Source organism: Chryseobacterium phosphatilyticum (genome assembly GCF_002899825.2).
GTDB lineage: Bacteria > Bacteroidota > Bacteroidia > Flavobacteriales > Weeksellaceae > Chryseobacterium > Chryseobacterium phosphatilyticum.
The window spans coordinates 535,151-551,275 of sequence record NZ_PPED02000001.1 but is presented as its reverse complement, the minus strand read 5'-3'; the positions used below and the strand labels follow the sequence as shown (position 1 = coordinate 551,275).

Below are 16,125 nucleotides of genomic sequence, written 5' to 3'. Positions count from 1 at the left end.
TGATTTTTACTATTTTATTTGCCGAAATCGAAACCGGAAGCTCTTCCGATTGCATCTGATCCGAATCTGTTTTTAATAGCATCCATGGTTTGGTAGAGACTCATTTGTTCTTCTGTATCTTCAAAAAGATTCATTTGATGGTTTCCATGCACTAACCCTGTAAACCGAAGGCCTATCAGCCGAAGCCTCATTCTTCGGGTGTAGGCTTTATTGAAGAGATCAAGGGCTACTCTTGACAATGTATGATCTGCAGAGGTATAAGATACTTTACATTGCTTGGTTTCTGTATCGAAATTGGCGTAGCGTATTTTGATGACCACTGTGGAAGTTAGCCATTTCTCCTGTCTCAACTGATAGGCAAGCTGCTCTGCCATTGCTGAAATCAGTCTTTTTAACTCTATAATATCCATGGTATCCGTAGTAAAAGTTCTCTCGGTTGAGATCGATTTTCTTTCAGAATACGGAACAACAGGATTTTCATCAATCCCATTGGCCTTTTTCCAAAGTTCTTTTCCATTAGTTCCGATCATTTGCTGCAGAACGAGTACCGGCATTTCAGATAAAGTATGAATCGTCCGGATTCCAATCCTTGATAACAGTTGAAAGGTTTTATCTCCCACCATTGGAATTTTTTTAATGGATAAAGGATTTAAAAATGGCTGGACTTCCAATTCTCTGATTTCCATTCTTCCAACGGGTTTTGCTTCTCCGGTTCCAATTTTTGAAACAGTTTTATTGGTTGATAGCGCAAAACTTATCGGGAGCCCTGTTTCTTTAGTGATGGTCTCAGCAATTTCTTTTGTCCATTGATAGCAGCCAAAAAATTTATCCATTCCTGATAAATCGAGATAAAACTCATCAATACTGGCTTTTTCCATCACAGGAACTTTACTTTGGATAATTTCTGTAACAAGATGTGATAAATTAGAGTACATTTCATGATCCCCTCTGATGACTCTGGCATCAGGACAAAGCCTGAGCGCCATACGGATCGGCATCGCTGAACGCACCCCGAATTTTCTGGCTTCATAAGAACATGAGGCCACTACTCCACGGTCGCCACCCCCTATGATCAGAGGGATTCCGTGGAGACTTGAGTTGTTCAGCCTTTCACAGGATACAAAAAAAGTATCCAGGTCCATATGTACAATCGCACGTTCCATGGTACAAATTTAGTTACGTTTTTGAACAAAATTTGTATTTTTGTTGATATTTTTTGGAACAAAATCAATTTTTCCAGATAACATAAGGCTTTTAAGAGGTAAGAAAGAAAAAATTAAACAAGAGTTGACCGATTATTTATTGATTACGCACTCAAGATATGTTGCTGAATAGAGAACCTCCGACTTATAGTAAAGAAATGTTTTTTGAACTTAAAAAGATATCCGGGAGCTGGAGAATAAAGTTTCCGGAAAAGATAAATGATTTTTAATAATGGAACAACTTAGCTTATTCAACACAGAAGAATATTACCAATTTCCGAAAGAATTGCTGGAATACACAGAACATTTTTTAACCCCAAACGAAGCCTCTGAACTTGCTGAACTTCTGATGGAAAAAGTTCCGTGGAAACAGAGAACACAGAAAATGTATGATAAAATGGTTTTAACACCACGTTTAACAGCATGGTATGGTGATGAAAAGAAGACTTATCAACTGGGAGATAACCGTTTTGTTGCTCATCCATGGTTACCGGAATTGCTTGAAATCAAGCATCGTATTGAAAAATCTACAGAGTATACCTTCAATTCTGTGCTATTAAATTTATATCGGGATAAAAATGATTCCGTAGCCTGGCATCGCGACAAAGAAAGTCAGTTGGGAAACCGACCTGTTATTGCTTCCGTAAGCCTCGGGCAAACCCGGAATTTTGATTTCAGAAGTGTTGATGATCATTCCAACAAATACAGCCTGCCTTTGCCTCATGGTTCTTTGCTGATTATGAAAGGTGATCTTCAGATGAACTGGGAGCATCGGATTGCCAAATCTACATTGCCGATGAAACCCCGAATTAATATGACTTTTCGGCTGGTCAGATAAAAAACCGTTGCTATCAGTTTATGAGTGATAACAGCGGATAAAATTAATATGATTATGATATTTTTATTTTTACCCCCACAGAAATATTGATTCCTGCCATAGGGCTCAGGAATTTCAATTGGGAATTCTGAAGCCTGGCTTCTGTATTTAAAAGATTACTTCCTGAGATATAGTATTCTATAGTTCCTATTTTCAAACTGTTATCTTCATAGGCAATACGGGCATTAAGAAGCGAAAATGCTGGCATAGGAAGCTCCGGATTAATATTTTTTCCTAAATATTTTTGTTTTAAATAATGATCCAGACCTACGTTGATACTAAAGTTTTGTATGCTTCCCGTCAGACTGAATCCCAAACGACTGGTAGGCATATTAGGCATATAATCTCCGTCGCTCCATTTTCTGATAGAACTATCGGCAACACTGATATTTCTTACCAGATCATAATAAGAGCCTATCTCCCATTTACCGAACTTTTGAAGATCTATTTTATAGGCTGCCTCGGCCTCTATTCCATTAACTTCGGTATCATCAGAACGCCATTCTTTAACGAGGAAGACTTCCCGTGACAGCCCGGTATGAGCCAGATAGATATAGTTTTTATAGTTGGTATGATACCAATTGGCAGAAAGACGAATGTTTTTTAGGTTAAGCCCACCGCCTATTTCTATAGTGTTTGCCGTTTCTTTATCCAGTCTGTCGTCTCCGTTTTCTTCCGTCAGAATAGCAAAATGGTTGTTTCCTGAGTATAGTTCGTTTACTTCAGGGGCTCTTTCGGAATGATTATACTGTACTTTCAGATAGGCTTTTTTAAAGATATTCCACTGAGCAGCGGCATGAAGCTGGTTGAGCGTAAAGTCTCTCCTGTTAAGGTTTCCTCCGGAGAGGCCACGGCTTCTTTTGTAGGTGTTATCCGCCTCTGCTCTACGTTGTACGTGATCATTTCGGTAGCCCAGGTCTAATTCAAGAAAGTTGAAATCAAGATGCTGCATAGTAAAAATTCCGATCTCACGACTGATGTTATTCGGCAGGTATCGCTGGCTGCCTTTTCCTTCCATATCCCTGTACTGTACTTCAACACCTGTGGTTCCGGTCAGAAATTTCAATTTTTGCTGAGCTATTTCAAGGCGGCCATTATGTTGCTGTATAGTAAACTGATTCGCTTTGTATCGGTCAAGGAGTTCCATATTTTTTGAAAAAACACCCATATAGTTCAGTTTTATACTGGCAATTGGGAAGTTATTGAACTTGTAAGCAGATTCAAACATTGCTTTATGAGAAAAGCTTTTTATATTGATGGGTAAATATTCTATCTTTTTCTGGGGTTTCCCATGAGAATGAGCCGGCATTTTAGGCATTGCATAACCCGGAACTCCGAAATAGGAATACGAATTCTGATAAGCACCTCCTACATAAAATGATTTTCCGATATAACTTGTTCCTATATAGAATGAATTACTTTCAGAATGGCTGTTGGGGATAACACCATCTTTCTGCGGGACAATATCATTAATACTGTTTACCTCGCTTCGGTAACGATCTTTGGTGGGATCCTGGCCGGAAATGTATTTGTCATTTTTAGGATTAGGATAATATTTACCATCCGAAGGATTATAATAGGTAGGACTGAATGTATAAAGATCATCCTGTGAGAGTTCATATTCTATCATATGATCAATAGCGAACTGGCTGATATAAGGGAAAAGACTGATATTAAGTACATTTCTGGAGTCAACATTCAACTGGCAGAGTGACTGTAGGATACTGTTGAATCCAACCAGATTCGGATCATAGCATCTGCTGTCCTTAGATTTTCCGGGAATTCTGACGATATCCTGTTTCTGATTACTTGCGCCAACAGTTAAAACCCAGTTTTTGGCAAGGGTGCCTTTGGCTGAAAATGCCTGTCTTTGTCCGCTGTTGCTTCCTCCTTCAAGCAGGGCATTGATATTGAATTTTTTTGAAGAAAGCTGACGGGCAATATAATTGGTTTCAACATCTATTGCCCCACCAATGGCTTTTCCTCCATACAGAACTGAAGCAGAGTTTTTGTAAATATTGATACTTTGTACATTATCCATTTCAATATCCATATTGAAATCCGGGCTTATTCCTGAAAGATCATTAACAGACATTCCGTTTTCAAGTACTCTGACCCTGTTTCCGCTGAGGCTTCGGATAACAGGAGCTCCTGCATTAGGTCCATAACCTGAGTTCTGAATACCCGGAATTTTTCTCAATGTTTCCCCCAAAGTATTGGATTGGATAAAATCCAGGGTTTTCCTTGGAATAGTGGTAGCTTCGTGATTCAGTCTTCCTTGTATTTCTACAGATTCTATGTCCTGTATGGTCTTTTGAGTTGTCTGTTTCTGAGCTTTCAGAACAGTAGGAGAAGAAATAAGACCACCTCCTATCAAAAAAATAACAGCTTTTTTCATGTACACATGCTTTAATAATCCGGCAAAGCTAGATAATTTTATTTTTTATTGCAACATTGTTGCGATAAAATAATTACATATGTCCTATGTTTGCTGTATAAAAATTTTTGGGTTGTAATTAAATAAAAAACTGGCTGTTAAATCAATTAACAGCCAGTTTCAAAAAAAAACCGCTCTTTTCAGAGCGGTAGTAATTTTTTTGCTTTCTTAGTTACAAGTGTTTGCACCACAGCTTACCACTGTAATTTTCACTACGTGACCAACAGCACATTGTACTTGGCAAAGTCCATTTCCTACAACACCAAGAACACCAGTTACGGTTCCTCCAACAACACCTCCAAGACCTCCAACGATACCTCCAACAGCGCCTACAACGCCTCCGATTAGTTGTCCGATAGGATCAAGAAGTCCTTCACCAGAAATTGATTTCAATTGGTCTCTGTCTAATTTTTTTAAGTTTTTCATAACTATAATTTTATATGATTAATACATCCCGAAGATATGAATAATAATTATACGACGCTATATTTTTTTGAATTAATTAATATATTATTTATATAATTTAATATTTCATTAATATAAATGCTATTTGATGGAAATGTCATTTTATTTTATATCTAATTGATTTTCTAAATGTTAAAAAACATATCTCAAATTTGAAAATTTAGAGTTATTAATTTTTAAATAAATACTGTTTATTTGTAGAAAATCGTCAAAACCAATAAAAATCCATTTTAATGAAGATTTTATTGAACAATAATTGATTTTAGGGGGCGGTATTTTAGTAAAATCAGTCAGGGAAAACTCATTTTCTTGTTTTTTTAAGGTAAAATCTGTTCAGATCCTTGATATATTAGGCCTCAAATTTTGTATTTTTGCTGACATACTTTTATCAATGTCAATTTTTTCAAATAATATACGATTTTTAAGGGCCAGAAGAAAGCTCTCTCAACAAAATGTAGCTGATGAACTCACGATTTCCCGTGTGCGGTACTCCAAATATGAGAACGGAATCTCTGAACCCCCTATCGAGCTACTGATTAAAATATCCAAATATTTCCACGTTAGTATTGACTTGTTGCTATCTGTAGATATTCAGAAATATCCAATAGATGAAATGATGAAACTTCCGGATAACAGGATTGTTCTTCCTGTTGCAGTTGATGATCTGGGTAATGATACAATTGAAATCATTCCTCAAAAAGCATCAATGGGATATCTTGAAGGATACAGTGATGTAGACTATATTGAGAGCCTTCAAAGGATTGCACTCCCTTTTTTAACCAACGGAAAATACAGAGCGTTTCCTGCAGACGGAGATTCTATGCCTCCGTTTAGAAGTGGTTCTTATATTGTAGGAAAATATGTGGAAGGCATCAGCGATCTGAAACCGGGAAAAACCTATGTTTTTGTAACTCTGAATGATGGGATTACCTATAAGCGTTTTAAGGAAAGAAAAGATAATTCGATATGTGTAAGTGCGGATAACTCTTTCTATGAACCTTATGATATTCCGTTTGAAGAAGTAGTGGAAATATGGCAATATGCTTCAGGCATTTTCCCTGAAGATTTCGAGCCCGGTGATTATGAAAGCTACAACTTTAAAGAAATGTTCCGCGAACTGAGACAGGATATTAAAGACCTGGATCGAAAAGTTTCCGGTCGCCGCAAAAAAGCATAATACATTCTATCCTTTTTATATAAAGTGAGATTAAAATAATGACCCCTTTTCCAAAAAAAATTGGAAAAGGGGTACATCATCTTAGTCAAAATATTACACCACTAAACTATAAATAAGGAAGCAATCGTCTGAGCATCACTTCCACTTAGAATTTCATCATAGGCGGCCGAACCCGCTGCGGCACCAAATAAAGTTGCCGTATTATAGCCTGCCTGATTGGTATTATCTTCCCCGGCATACACGGGATTAGTTGCTGATGGCATATTTCCACCATCAGCCAATTCTATCCACCCTTTATTGGCCCTCATTCTTCTTACCTGAGATGCGTGTCTTGCTTCTACGGAATGAATCTGCAATGCAGCTTGCAGGACAACTTTATTAGACATTACATTTCCTGCCTGTCCTTTATAGGCTCTTACGCCAGTGTCTTCAAAGGCCTGAGCCAGGATAAGAAATTGATTATAGTCGGTAAACGGAGAAAAATTTCCATTCGCTGTAAAATCAAAAGTAGGTTTCGCTCCCGGTGTTGTCCCTAAAGAAGTCAGTGTACTTTTTAAAAAATTGACATGAGCAGATTCATGCTTTGAGATCTGCATAAAAACTGCTCTGTCGGCATTGGGAATTAATCCTGCTTTAGATAAACCCATGCTGTAGTATTCATTTTCAAGATATTCAAGAACTAAAGCAAGTTGTAGCGCATCCGTTAACGTACTTTTTAAAAACATTCCGGTTGCTTGAACTTTTTTTTCTTCAGCCTTTACAGGAGATGCCATCATGCTGGCAAGCCCAAGAGGAACTGATGCTACAGCAGCTTTCTTCCCAAAGGCAGAAATATTTGTAATTGTATCTAATCTGGATGCCTCCGTTGTGAAGAATTTATCATTGGAAAGCTTATCTAGTAATTTAAGAATATTCATAATATAAGATTTAAGGGTGAATGATTAATTAATACCTCTTTCTTTCCATGTAAAAGAAGTTTTTATAAATCCTCCTGCAGCCATGACGATATCTTTGGGCTCTTTGGCAAGATCCAGTCCGTTGGCATCAATAACATCATCACCAGAAAAATCTGAAGATCCGGGATTGATGAGATTTCTTATTGCTGAAGCGTGTCTTGCTTCTACAGAAACTATTTTTCCGGCAATAACAAGGTAATCCGGATTAGAAATGTATTTCCCGGCACCATTATATGCTGCTACTCCGGTATCTTCCAATGCTTTGGAAGTCGCTAATACAGAATTCCTGTCATTAAAATTGACATTGGTATACTGAAATTCTAATTTGGGAAGGACATTCTGAGTTACCCCACTAATGGCGGCTTTAAAAAAATCACGATGAACGACCTCATGATGATAAAGATCTGTAAAAATTTCTTTTTCAATACTGGATATTCCCGAGTAGAAGTTGTTGACTACTTTTGTATAGAAATCTGCTTCCAGTTGCTCAAGGGCGTAGGCATAATTTAATATACCAACATCACCTGTTCCAAGGTCAAAGATCTGATTGTTACCTGGCATTTGAAAATCATCATCATCCGTACAGCCTATCATAGTAAGCCCGGCGACAGCCAATCCTATTCCGCTTAATTTTAAAAAGTTTCTTCTGCTGGTATCAAGGGTTGCTCCCTGATTAGAAACGTGAATTGTTTTTTTCATAATACTATTATTTTTTAGTGTTTGATAAAAGAAAAGCAGCATAATTTTTATGCTGCTCAAAAACTAGGGCATTAACACCGTATCTATCACATGAATCACACCATTAGATTGGTTTACATCAGCTATAGTTACTCTTGCATTGTTTCCTTTAGCATCTTTGATATAAAGATCTTTACCTTTTGTCCAGAATGTAAGTTCTTCTCCTTCTACTGTTTTCATCATACTTTTTCCTTTCCCAGCAGCTACTGCTGCCCATATATCTTTGGCGTTATACTTTCCGGATAAAACATGATACGTCAATATTTTGGTGAGCATTGCTTTATTTTCAGGCTTTACCAGGTTTTCTACAGTTCCTTTAGGAAGTTTTGCAAATGCAGCATCCGTAGGCGCCAAAACCGTGAAAGGACCGGCGCTTTGTAATGTTTCCACAAGACCGGCAGCTTTTACCGCAGCAACGAGTGTTTTGTGGTCTTTGGAGTTTACGGCATTTTCAATAATATTCTTAGATGGGTACATGGCAGCTCCTCCTACCATTACTGTTTTTTCTTTCATCGTTTGTGCAGTTACCTTCCCGCTAAAAGCAAATGATAAAGCTACCATTGCTAAAACTGTGATTTTTGATCGTGTGTTCATTGTGTTGATTTTTTTAATTAATTATGATTAATTGTGTTCTTAGTTTCATTTACGAGGATGGTTTTAATTTAGATTTAAAAAAAGTTGTTTTTATTTATAAAATATTGTAAATCAATAAATTATTTTTAATTAAATTTAAATCTACCCCATAAAGTCTTATTTTTTTATGATTATTTTAAAGAATTACACCATCTATATATTCTTTTTACTATTTTTTTCTACCTGTTTTTCAGAAATATTGATTGATATAAAAGAATATTTAATTTTCGATTGTTATATCTAGAATTTTATTACATTTGAAACGAAAAACAAGAACTATCAAAACAATCTACTCGGAAGAAGAACTTATCGTTTTACTCAAAGAAAAAAACGAAGTTGGTTTTCATTATTTGTATGACCATTATGCCGGGGCATTATATGGGGTCATCCTCCGGATAGTTCAATCTAAAGAATATACCGAGGAAATCATTCAGGATGTTTTTGTTAAAATCTGGAATTCAATCCAGCAATATGATTCTTCTAAAGGGCGGTTTTATACATGGATGATTAATATTGCCCGCAATACTGCAATAGATTATCTGAAATCAAAAAGTTTTCAAAACAATCTCAAGAACCAACCGCTTCCAGATTTCGTATATAATACCACAGAGCTTTCTACATCAAACCATTCATCTGATTATATTGGATTTAATAATGTGCTTGAAGGACTGGAGGTTGATAAACAAGAGCTTATCAATCTGGCTTATTATCAGGGATATACCCAGAACGAAATATCCGAAAAACTGAAGATACCGCTGGGAACGGTAAAAACGAAAATGCGGAACGCATTGATGAAATTAAAAGATTTGCTTAAAGATTATCAATAAATTGAACACTAAAGAATACATATCATCCGGAATTATAGAATCTTATATTCTAGGCCATGCTTCTCCCGAGGAAGCAGGGATTTTGGAGTGTGTGATGAAGAATAATGCTGAAGTAAAAGCGGCTTTTGAAGAAGCACAACTTACTTTGGAACATCTTGCTACAGCACAGGCTGTACCACCTCCGGGAGATTTAAAATCCAAGATCTGGAATAAGATCCAACAGGAACAGAGGGTTGAAGAAATAAAACCTGTCGTTTCCACGGATATTCCTGCTGCAAAACCTCAGGAAGAAATTAAAATTCAGGGAAATAATAACTGGAAAACATTTTCCATTGCTGCTTCCGTATTATTTTTATTAAGCATTGCTGGCAATCTCTTCTGGATGAATAATCAGTCCAAGGCAAAAGAGGAAATGGCAAAGATAAAGACGGAGAAGCAATCTCAGGATATTGCCATGCAAAAGATGAACCGGAAAATAGAGATGTTTTCTAATCCTGATATGCAAATGGTGATGTTAAAAGGAGTAGAAAAACACACAGATTCCAAGGCGATGGTTTTCTGGGATAAAAAGACCAAAGAAGTCTATCTGAATGCTGAAAATCTACCTAAAGCACCTGAAGGAATGCAATACCAACTTTGGGCGATTCAGGACGGAAAACCTGTAGACGCAGGAATGTACACCGAAGAAAAAGATACTAAAATAGCACTCGCAAATATTCCAAATGCACAAGCCTTCGCCATTACTCTTGAAAAACAGGGAGGCAGTAAGTTACCTACGATGGAAAATATGTATGTAATGGGTGGAGTTTAGTTATTAACAAAGTAAAAACCCGGAATCTCTTCCGGGTAATCAAATATCGGATTGTAAAAAATGGAAAACCTTGGTTATTTTCCATGGTATTTTCTCCTTAACCCATTGTTTTGAATGTGGTTAGTATTTTAAAGGATGAACAGTATTGATTATTCTCCTTTAAAATGAGGTTCTCTTTTTTCTATAAAGGCGCTTATCCCTTCGTGATGATCGGTTGTTGAAAATAATTCTCCAAATAAGGTTGCCTCTTGTTTTAATCCGTCTCTGATATGCAGTTCAAATCCGGTATTTAAAGATTGTTTCGCTTTTGCAACTGCTACAGGTCCCCTGGAAGCGATTGTTTCAGCCAGTTTCTGAGCTTCATTCAACAGCTCTTCCGGTACGATAACCCGATTTACAAAACCGAATTCTCTACATTTTTCTGCTGAATAAAATTCTCCGGAAAATACCATTTCTCTTGCTTTATACAGCCCCACAGCTCTTGGAAGACGTTGTGTACCTCCAAAGCAGGGCAATAGTCCTAAAGTAACTTCAGGGAGTCCAAACCTTGCCTTTTCACTGGCTAAAATAATATCACAGGACAACGCCAGCTCACATCCTCCTCCCAATGCAAAGCCATTTACCGCAGCAATGACAGCAAATGGTAATGATTCAATAGCATTGAATGCTGTTTGAGCTGTTGCTGAAAAATCTTCCGCTTCTTGAGGTGTCATTTCCTGCATTGCTTTGATATCAGCTCCTGCTACAAAAGCTTTCTCTCCTGAACCGGTAATGATGAGTGCCCTGATATTTTTATCAGATTTGATTTGGTTGGCAAATAAGGTAAGTTCATGTAAAACCTGATCATTTAAAGCGTTTAATGCCTGTGGTCGATTAATGGTTAACCTACCGATATGATGTTTTTGCTGGTAAACTAATGTTTCAAAATTCATTTTGTTGATTTGCATATTATCTGTTGAACGGTTCTTATTTCTCTTCTTTATGTAAGAATTGTATGATGCTTGAAAAATCTATTTTTCCATTTCCGGCATCACTCCACATTCTGTAAAGGTTTAAGGCTGTGTTTCCAAGTGGTGTTGATGTTTTGCTTTCCAATCCGGCTTCGGCTGCCAATCCTAAGTCTTTGGTCATTAAATCCACAGCGAAACCTCCTGAATATTCCCTCGATGCAGGAGCGTTTTCCATCACTCCCGGGTAAGGATTGTATACTTCCAGAGACCAGTTTTTACCGGAACTTTTCTGCATAATCTCGCTTAAAACCTTCGGGTTCAGGCCATTCTTTATTCCCAGATTAATCGCTTCAGAGGTACCGATCATGTGAATGGCTAACAACATATTATTGCAGATTTTAGCGACCTGACCGGCTCCGGAGGTCCCGGCATAAAAGATATTTTGTCCCATACACTTGAGAACAGGACGTGCTTTTTCATAATCTTCCTGCCTTCCACCTACAATAAAAGTGAGGGTTCCGGCCTGGGCGCCACTGGTTCCTCCTGAAACAGGTGCATCGATCATTTTACAACCTTTAGAGCTGGCTAATTCAGCAACTGAACGGGCAGTAACAGCATCAATGGTGCTGCTGTCAATCAATAAAGTATTGGGCTTCAGCTGATCTATAAACTCCTCAGAATATAGTTCCGCGACATGCTTACCGGAAGGCAGCATTGAGATCACAATATCTGCATCTTTAACTGCCTCTACCGCTGAATCTGCAGTTTGTCCACCGGCAGAAGCCAGTATGTTTAATGCTGAATCTGAAAGATCAAAACCAACAACGTGATGACCTTTTTTTACCAGGTTGACCGCCATTGGGCCACCCATGTTTCCTAATCCTATGAATGCTATATTTGACATAATTATTTAATTGAAAGTTGAAAGTTAAAAATTGAAAATTATAGACTTGAAGTTAGTAGTTGAAATTGATGGAAATCATAACGGGTTATTTTTTAAATTTGAGAAAATCCAAGTATATGAAAGAAAATATTATTTTGAATAAATCCTATTCATTCGCCTTAGAAGTAATTAAAGTGTATCAACATTTATCTTCTGACAAAAAAGAATTGATTCTGTCAAAACAATTGTTACGTTCAGGAACAGCCATTGGGGCATTAATACGGGAAGCAGAGCATGCACAGAGTAAAAAAGACTTTCTCAATAAAATTAATATCTCTCTCAAAGAGGCAAATGAAACCTTATATTGGCTACAATTATTAAAGGACAGCAGCATACTTGATATATCTATTTATAATTCAATATTTCCTAAAGCTGAAGAATTGGTCAGGCTACTGGTGTCCATTGTAAAGACATTAAAAGGGCAGACTAGTAATTAAAATTGACCAACGGTTCTCAAATTTTCAATTCTCAATTCTCAATTTAAAATACGAGTTAATCCATTCCTCAGTGACGTCATCCCATGTTGCGGGATGCCATTTAGGCATAAGGTCTTTATCTACCAGTAAAGCTCTTACTCCTTCTGCAAAATCAGGATGAAGACAACATTGGCAGGAAAGGTTCAGTTCTGATTGGAACACTTCTTCCAGGCTTAAGTTTTTCCCTTGCTGCAGCTGTCTGAAAATAATGTGTGCTGAGCTTGGTGAACCTGCTTCAAGGCTTTTTAAACCATTACTAATCCATTCATCTTTATCAACATGATTGAGTAGTACGCTTTTAAATTCTTCTACAGAATTTACTTTTTCAAACTGACCAATAAATGACTGGTGCGCCTGAGCTTGTGATTCTGAAACCTTAAATTCTGCTGATATTGTATTGAGAATAAGGGAAACGATTGTATGAGGGTTATCTTTCCATTCTGTATGTTCTAAAGCATTGATAATAGATTCTTTTGAAGAGGATTCTACATAATAATCTGCCATATTTAAGAAAATACAATCGGCGCCATCCAGCCTGGTTCCGGTTAATCCCAGATACATTCCATAAGCAGAAGGCATTTTATTCAAAAACCATGTTCCGCCTACGTCAGGATAAAGTCCGATGGTAATTTCAGGCATGGCCAGTTTGCTTTTTTCAGTAACAATACGATGGGAAGCGCCTACCATCAGGCCTATTCCTCCACCCATTACGATTCCGTGCCCCCAGACGATAACCGGTTTGGGATAGGTATGAATATCAAAATCTACTTCATATTCCTTGAAAAAGAAATCGTAACAATCTTTGGGAACCTGTGTAGGATCAATAGCTTTCTGGCTGACAATTGCTTCATAGAGTTTTCTTACGTCTCCACCTGCGCAGAGAGCCTTTTCGCCAGCTCCCTGAAGAAAGATACAGAGGACTTCATCTGAAGTTTTCCAATCAGTCAGTATTTGCTGTAATTCCTCGATCATGGGTAATGACAAAGAATTGAGTGTTTTTTCAGAATTCAGGGTGATATACCCTACTCTATTTTTGATCTCGGTTAATACTAATTTCATTTTTTTTAATTGAGAGTTAAGTGGAAAATTGAAAGCTATTGGTCCAAACAGACTTCTTTTATTGTAAGCTTTTTCCATTATTACTTATCTGATTTGTAAAGTAGCTCCTTCTTCCAGCATTTTCCTTGAAATAACGAGCTTCATAATTTCGTTAGTGCCTTCTACTACCTGATGTACTCTTGCATCCCGCATCAGCCTTTCTACAGGGAAATCCTGAGTACAACCATAGCCACCAAGTATTTGTAAGGCCTCATTACAAATATTAAAAGACATATCTGTAGCCAGTCTTTTGGCCATAGCACAATACGTTGTGGCATTCGGGTCATGAGAATCAAGCTTAAATGCTGCCAGATGTACCATTTGACGGGCTGCAACAAGTTCTGTGCCCATATCCGCTATTTTAAACTGAAGAGACTGAAAATGGGAAAGTGATTTTCCAAACTGCTGTCTTTCATGCATGTATCGTTGTGCCTGATTGATGGCTCCCTGAGCTGCACCTACTGAGCATGTTCCGATATTAATTCTGCCACCATCCAGTCCTTTCAATGCAATTTTGAAGCCTTCTCCCAATTCACCCAGAAGAAAATCTTCATCGATTTCTACGCAATCCAGAAATACAAACCGTGTAGGCTGGGTATTCCATCCCAGTTTTTTTTCTTTTTCACCAAAATTGATTCCTTTGGTTTGGGCTGGTACAATAAAAGCGCTGATACCTTTGGCTCCCGGTTCATCGCCAGTTCGAGCCATTACAATCAGGATATCACTTTCTCCCGCTCCTGAAATAAAAGCTTTTGTTCCGTTGATGATGTATTTGTTTCCTTTCTTTATGGCGGTTGTCTTTAATCCGGCAGCATCAGAACCTGATCCCGGCTCAGTCAGGCAATAAGAGCCTAAGAGCCTTCCAGAAGCCAGTTCAGGACATAACTGTTGCCTGACAGGATCTTTAGCAAATTGATCAATCATCCATGAAACCATGTTATGAATGGTGATGTAGGCTGTGGTGGATGGACAGGCTGCTGCTAATTCTTCAAATATAATCGCAGCATCTAATCTGGATAACCCCAAACCACCATTTTCTTCTCCGGTATAAACCCCGCAAAAGCCCAGTTCTCCGGCTTTGGTAATAGCTTCCCGTGGAAATATCTTCTTTGCATCCCATTCAGAGGCAAACGGAAAGAGTTCTTTTTCGGCAAATCTTCTGGCAGCATCCTGGAATGCCCGCTGGTCTTCATTTAGGTTAAATTCCATCTTAGGTTTATTAAAATTAAAATGTTAGCATTAAAAAATCCGGCAATGAGAGTTGAAAACGTGGTTATTATTCACTTTCAATTTTCATCTACTTAAGGCTGATGGTCATGTTCACGTTACCACCCGGCACATCTTCTTCAAACCAGCGGGCAGTAATGGTTTTGGTTTCTGTATAAAAACGGACTCCCTGTTTCCCGTAGGAATGCAAATCGCCAAAGAATGATTTTCGCCATCCTGTAAACGAGAAAAACGGAAGCGGAACGGGAATAGGAAGGTTAACGCCTATTTGTCCAACTTCAATTTCGTGTTGAAATTTTCTGGCTGCCGCTCCAGAATTGGTAAATATGGAAGTTCCGTTACCATAAGGATTAGCATTGATAATTTGAATGGCGTCATCCAGCGTTTCTGCTTTTAAAAGCAACAATGCCGGCCCAAAGATTTCTTCCTGATAAATATCCATCTCAACAGAGACGTTGTTAAATAAAGTTGGTCCTACGAAATATCCGTTTTCATAACCTTCAACATGGCAGTTGCTTCCATCTAAAAGTACTTCAGCTCCCTGGTCATAAGCGCTTTTGATGAGTCTTACAACTTTTTCTCTGGATTGCTTATTAATTAAAGGGCCATAGGCAGCTGATTCATCAGACCAGACACCGGGTTTGATCATGCTTAAAGCTGTTTTAATATCATCAACCCATTGTTGTGCCTCACCTACCAAAACGGCAACACTGATCGCCATACAACGCTGACCGGCTGCACCACAAGAAGCTCCTACCAGATTATTGATAACCTGGTTTTTATTGGCATCAGGCATTACCACCATATGATTTTTGGCTCCTCCAAAAGCCTGAACTCTCTTCAGATTGGTAGTTCCTGTACGGTAGACATGCTCTGCTACCGGAACTGACCCTACAAATGAAATCGCTTTGATTTCAGGATGGTTCAGGATATGATTCACCTGATCTTTAGAACCATGAACGATGTTTAATACTCCCTTCGGAAACCCGGCCTGCACAAAGAGTTCGGCCATTTTCATTGAAGTCATGGGAGTTTGCTCAGAAGGTTTTAAGATAAAAGTATTACCACAGGCAATAGCCATCGGAAACATCCATAAAGGAATCATAGCCGGAAAATTGAAAGGGGTAATTCCTGCACAAACACCCAATGGCTGGATATAACTGTAGGTATCAACTCCTCTTGCTACATTTTCTACGGTCTCCCCCATCATCAAAGTGGGAATATTACAAGCATGTTCTACTACTTCGATCCCTCTCCATACATCTCCCATAGCATCTGCAAAGGTTTTTCCATTTTCCTTGGACAGGA

General features: G+C 38.0%; 16 protein-coding genes. 5 read left to right on the top strand and 11 right to left on the bottom strand.

Annotation, left to right across the window (positions count from 1 at the left end):
- Positions 1-14: 14 nt before the first annotated feature.
- Complete coding sequence (gene dinB, locus C1631_RS02500) at positions 15-1,163, bottom strand: DNA polymerase IV (RefSeq protein WP_109710226.1); 1,149 nt, start codon at positions 1,161-1,163, stop codon at positions 15-17.
- Positions 1,164-1,434: 271 nt separating this feature from the next.
- Here dinB and C1631_RS02495 point away from each other — a divergent pair, with 271 nt between their 5' ends.
- Entirely contained in the window at positions 1,435-2,040 is a 606-nt protein-coding gene (locus C1631_RS02495) for an alpha-ketoglutarate-dependent dioxygenase AlkB family protein (RefSeq protein WP_109710224.1), read from the top strand.
- Between the two features lie 52 nt (positions 2,041-2,092).
- Here C1631_RS02495 and C1631_RS02490 read toward each other — a convergent pair whose 3' ends face one another.
- Both C1631_RS02490 and C1631_RS02485 read right to left on the bottom strand, forming a co-directional pair.
- On the bottom strand, positions 2,093-4,477 hold the full coding sequence (locus tag C1631_RS02490) for a TonB-dependent receptor (protein ID WP_109710222.1): 2,385 nt from the start codon (positions 4,475-4,477) through the stop codon (positions 2,093-2,095).
- Positions 4,478-4,684: 207 nt separating this feature from the next.
- Entirely contained in the window at positions 4,685-4,942 is a 258-nt protein-coding gene (locus tag C1631_RS02485) for a bacteriocin-like protein (protein ID WP_109710220.1), read from the bottom strand.
- Between the two features lie 430 nt (positions 4,943-5,372).
- On the opposite strand from C1631_RS02485, the gene C1631_RS02480 reads away from it, so the two are divergent.
- Positions 5,373-6,158: an XRE family transcriptional regulator gene (locus C1631_RS02480; RefSeq protein ID WP_109710219.1), complete on the top strand. Its 786-nt coding sequence runs from the start codon at positions 5,373-5,375 to the stop codon at positions 6,156-6,158.
- A gap of 101 nt (positions 6,159-6,259) precedes the next feature.
- Here the strand turns inward: C1631_RS02480 and C1631_RS02475 are convergent, their stop codons facing one another.
- From C1631_RS02475 to C1631_RS02465, 3 genes are all read right to left on the bottom strand, one after another.
- A complete protein-coding gene (locus C1631_RS02475; protein WP_103250208.1) occupies positions 6,260-7,075 on the bottom strand; it encodes a ferritin-like domain-containing protein in 816 nt (271 codons plus the stop codon).
- 24 nt (positions 7,076-7,099) lie between these two features.
- Positions 7,100-7,813, bottom strand: a complete 714-nt coding sequence (locus C1631_RS02470; protein ID WP_109710217.1) for a ferritin-like domain-containing protein — start codon at positions 7,811-7,813, stop codon at positions 7,100-7,102.
- 63 nt (positions 7,814-7,876) lie between these two features.
- Positions 7,877-8,446 carry a fasciclin domain-containing protein gene (locus C1631_RS02465; RefSeq protein ID WP_109710215.1) on the bottom strand — a complete coding sequence of 190 codons (570 nt, stop codon included), beginning with the start codon at positions 8,444-8,446 and terminating at the stop codon, positions 7,877-7,879.
- 296 nt (positions 8,447-8,742) lie between these two features.
- Here C1631_RS02465 and C1631_RS02460 point away from each other — a divergent pair, with 296 nt between their 5' ends.
- Entirely contained in the window at positions 8,743-9,312 is a 570-nt protein-coding gene (locus C1631_RS02460) for an RNA polymerase sigma factor (RefSeq protein ID WP_228440971.1), read from the top strand.
- 1 nt (position 9,313) lies between these two features.
- Complete coding sequence (locus C1631_RS02455; RefSeq protein WP_109710213.1) at positions 9,314-10,123, top strand: anti-sigma factor; 810 nt, start codon at positions 9,314-9,316, stop codon at positions 10,121-10,123.
- A gap of 149 nt (positions 10,124-10,272) precedes the next feature.
- Here C1631_RS02455 and C1631_RS02450 read toward each other — a convergent pair whose 3' ends face one another.
- Together C1631_RS02450 and mmsB are read right to left on the bottom strand one after the other, a co-directional pair.
- Positions 10,273-11,055 (bottom strand): enoyl-CoA hydratase/isomerase family protein, encoded by a 783-nt coding sequence (locus C1631_RS02450; protein ID WP_109710211.1) that lies wholly within the window; start codon positions 11,053-11,055, stop codon positions 10,273-10,275.
- A 34-nt stretch (positions 11,056-11,089) separates the two neighbouring features.
- Positions 11,090-11,977, bottom strand: a complete 888-nt coding sequence (mmsB, locus tag C1631_RS02445) for a 3-hydroxyisobutyrate dehydrogenase (protein ID WP_109710209.1) — start codon at positions 11,975-11,977, stop codon at positions 11,090-11,092.
- Positions 11,978-12,093: 116 nt separating this feature from the next.
- Here mmsB and C1631_RS02440 point away from each other — a divergent pair, with 116 nt between their 5' ends.
- Positions 12,094-12,453, top strand: coding sequence for a four helix bundle protein (locus C1631_RS02440; protein ID WP_103249834.1), 360 nt, complete (start codon positions 12,094-12,096; stop codon positions 12,451-12,453).
- Between the two features lie 24 nt (positions 12,454-12,477).
- Here C1631_RS02440 and C1631_RS02435 read toward each other — a convergent pair whose 3' ends face one another.
- The 3 genes from C1631_RS02435 to C1631_RS02425 form a co-directional block, all read right to left on the bottom strand.
- Entirely contained in the window at positions 12,478-13,551 is a 1,074-nt protein-coding gene (locus C1631_RS02435; protein WP_109711421.1) for an enoyl-CoA hydratase/isomerase family protein, read from the bottom strand.
- Between the two features lie 84 nt (positions 13,552-13,635).
- Positions 13,636-14,799, bottom strand: coding sequence for an acyl-CoA dehydrogenase family protein (locus tag C1631_RS02430; protein ID WP_109710207.1), 1,164 nt, complete (start codon positions 14,797-14,799; stop codon positions 13,636-13,638).
- 88 nt (positions 14,800-14,887) lie between these two features.
- The gene (locus C1631_RS02425) at positions 14,888-16,123 is read right to left on the bottom strand and encodes a CoA-acylating methylmalonate-semialdehyde dehydrogenase (RefSeq protein WP_262510199.1); all 1,236 of its coding nucleotides are present in this window, start codon (positions 16,121-16,123) and stop codon (positions 14,888-14,890) included.
- Between the last annotated feature and the right edge of the window lie 2 nt (positions 16,124-16,125).

What these genes read in the sequence shown, in the direction of transcription:
- C1631_RS02485 (WP_109710220.1), bottom strand. Translation starts at nt 4,942, where the DNA reads ATGAAAAACTTAAAAAAATTAGACAGAGACCAATTGAAATCAATTTCT.
- mmsB (WP_109710209.1), bottom strand. Translation starts at nt 11,977, where the DNA reads ATGTCAAATATAGCATTCATAGGATTAGGAAACATGGGTGGCCCAATG.
- C1631_RS02450 (WP_109710211.1), bottom strand. Translation starts at nt 11,055, where the DNA reads ATGAATTTTGAAACATTAGTTTACCAGCAAAAACATCATATCGGTAGG.
- C1631_RS02465 (WP_109710215.1), bottom strand. Translation starts at nt 8,446, where the DNA reads ATGAACACACGATCAAAAATCACAGTTTTAGCAATGGTAGCTTTATCA.
- C1631_RS02480 (WP_109710219.1), top strand. Translation starts at nt 5,373, where the DNA reads ATGTCAATTTTTTCAAATAATATACGATTTTTAAGGGCCAGAAGAAAG.
- dinB (WP_109710226.1), bottom strand. Translation starts at nt 1,163, where the DNA reads ATGGAACGTGCGATTGTACATATGGACCTGGATACTTTTTTTGTATCC.
- C1631_RS02495 (WP_109710224.1), top strand. Translation starts at nt 1,435, where the DNA reads ATGGAACAACTTAGCTTATTCAACACAGAAGAATATTACCAATTTCCG.
- C1631_RS02475 (WP_103250208.1), bottom strand. Translation starts at nt 7,075, where the DNA reads ATGAATATTCTTAAATTACTAGATAAGCTTTCCAATGATAAATTCTTC.
- C1631_RS02435 (WP_109711421.1), bottom strand. Translation starts at nt 13,551, where the DNA reads ATGAAATTAGTATTAACCGAGATCAAAAATAGAGTAGGGTATATCACC.
- C1631_RS02440 (WP_103249834.1), top strand. Translation starts at nt 12,094, where the DNA reads ATGAAAGAAAATATTATTTTGAATAAATCCTATTCATTCGCCTTAGAA.
- C1631_RS02470 (WP_109710217.1), bottom strand. Translation starts at nt 7,813, where the DNA reads ATGAAAAAAACAATTCACGTTTCTAATCAGGGAGCAACCCTTGATACC.
- C1631_RS02430 (WP_109710207.1), bottom strand. Translation starts at nt 14,799, where the DNA reads ATGGAATTTAACCTAAATGAAGACCAGCGGGCATTCCAGGATGCTGCC.
- C1631_RS02490 (WP_109710222.1), bottom strand. Translation starts at nt 4,477, where the DNA reads ATGAAAAAAGCTGTTATTTTTTTGATAGGAGGTGGTCTTATTTCTTCT.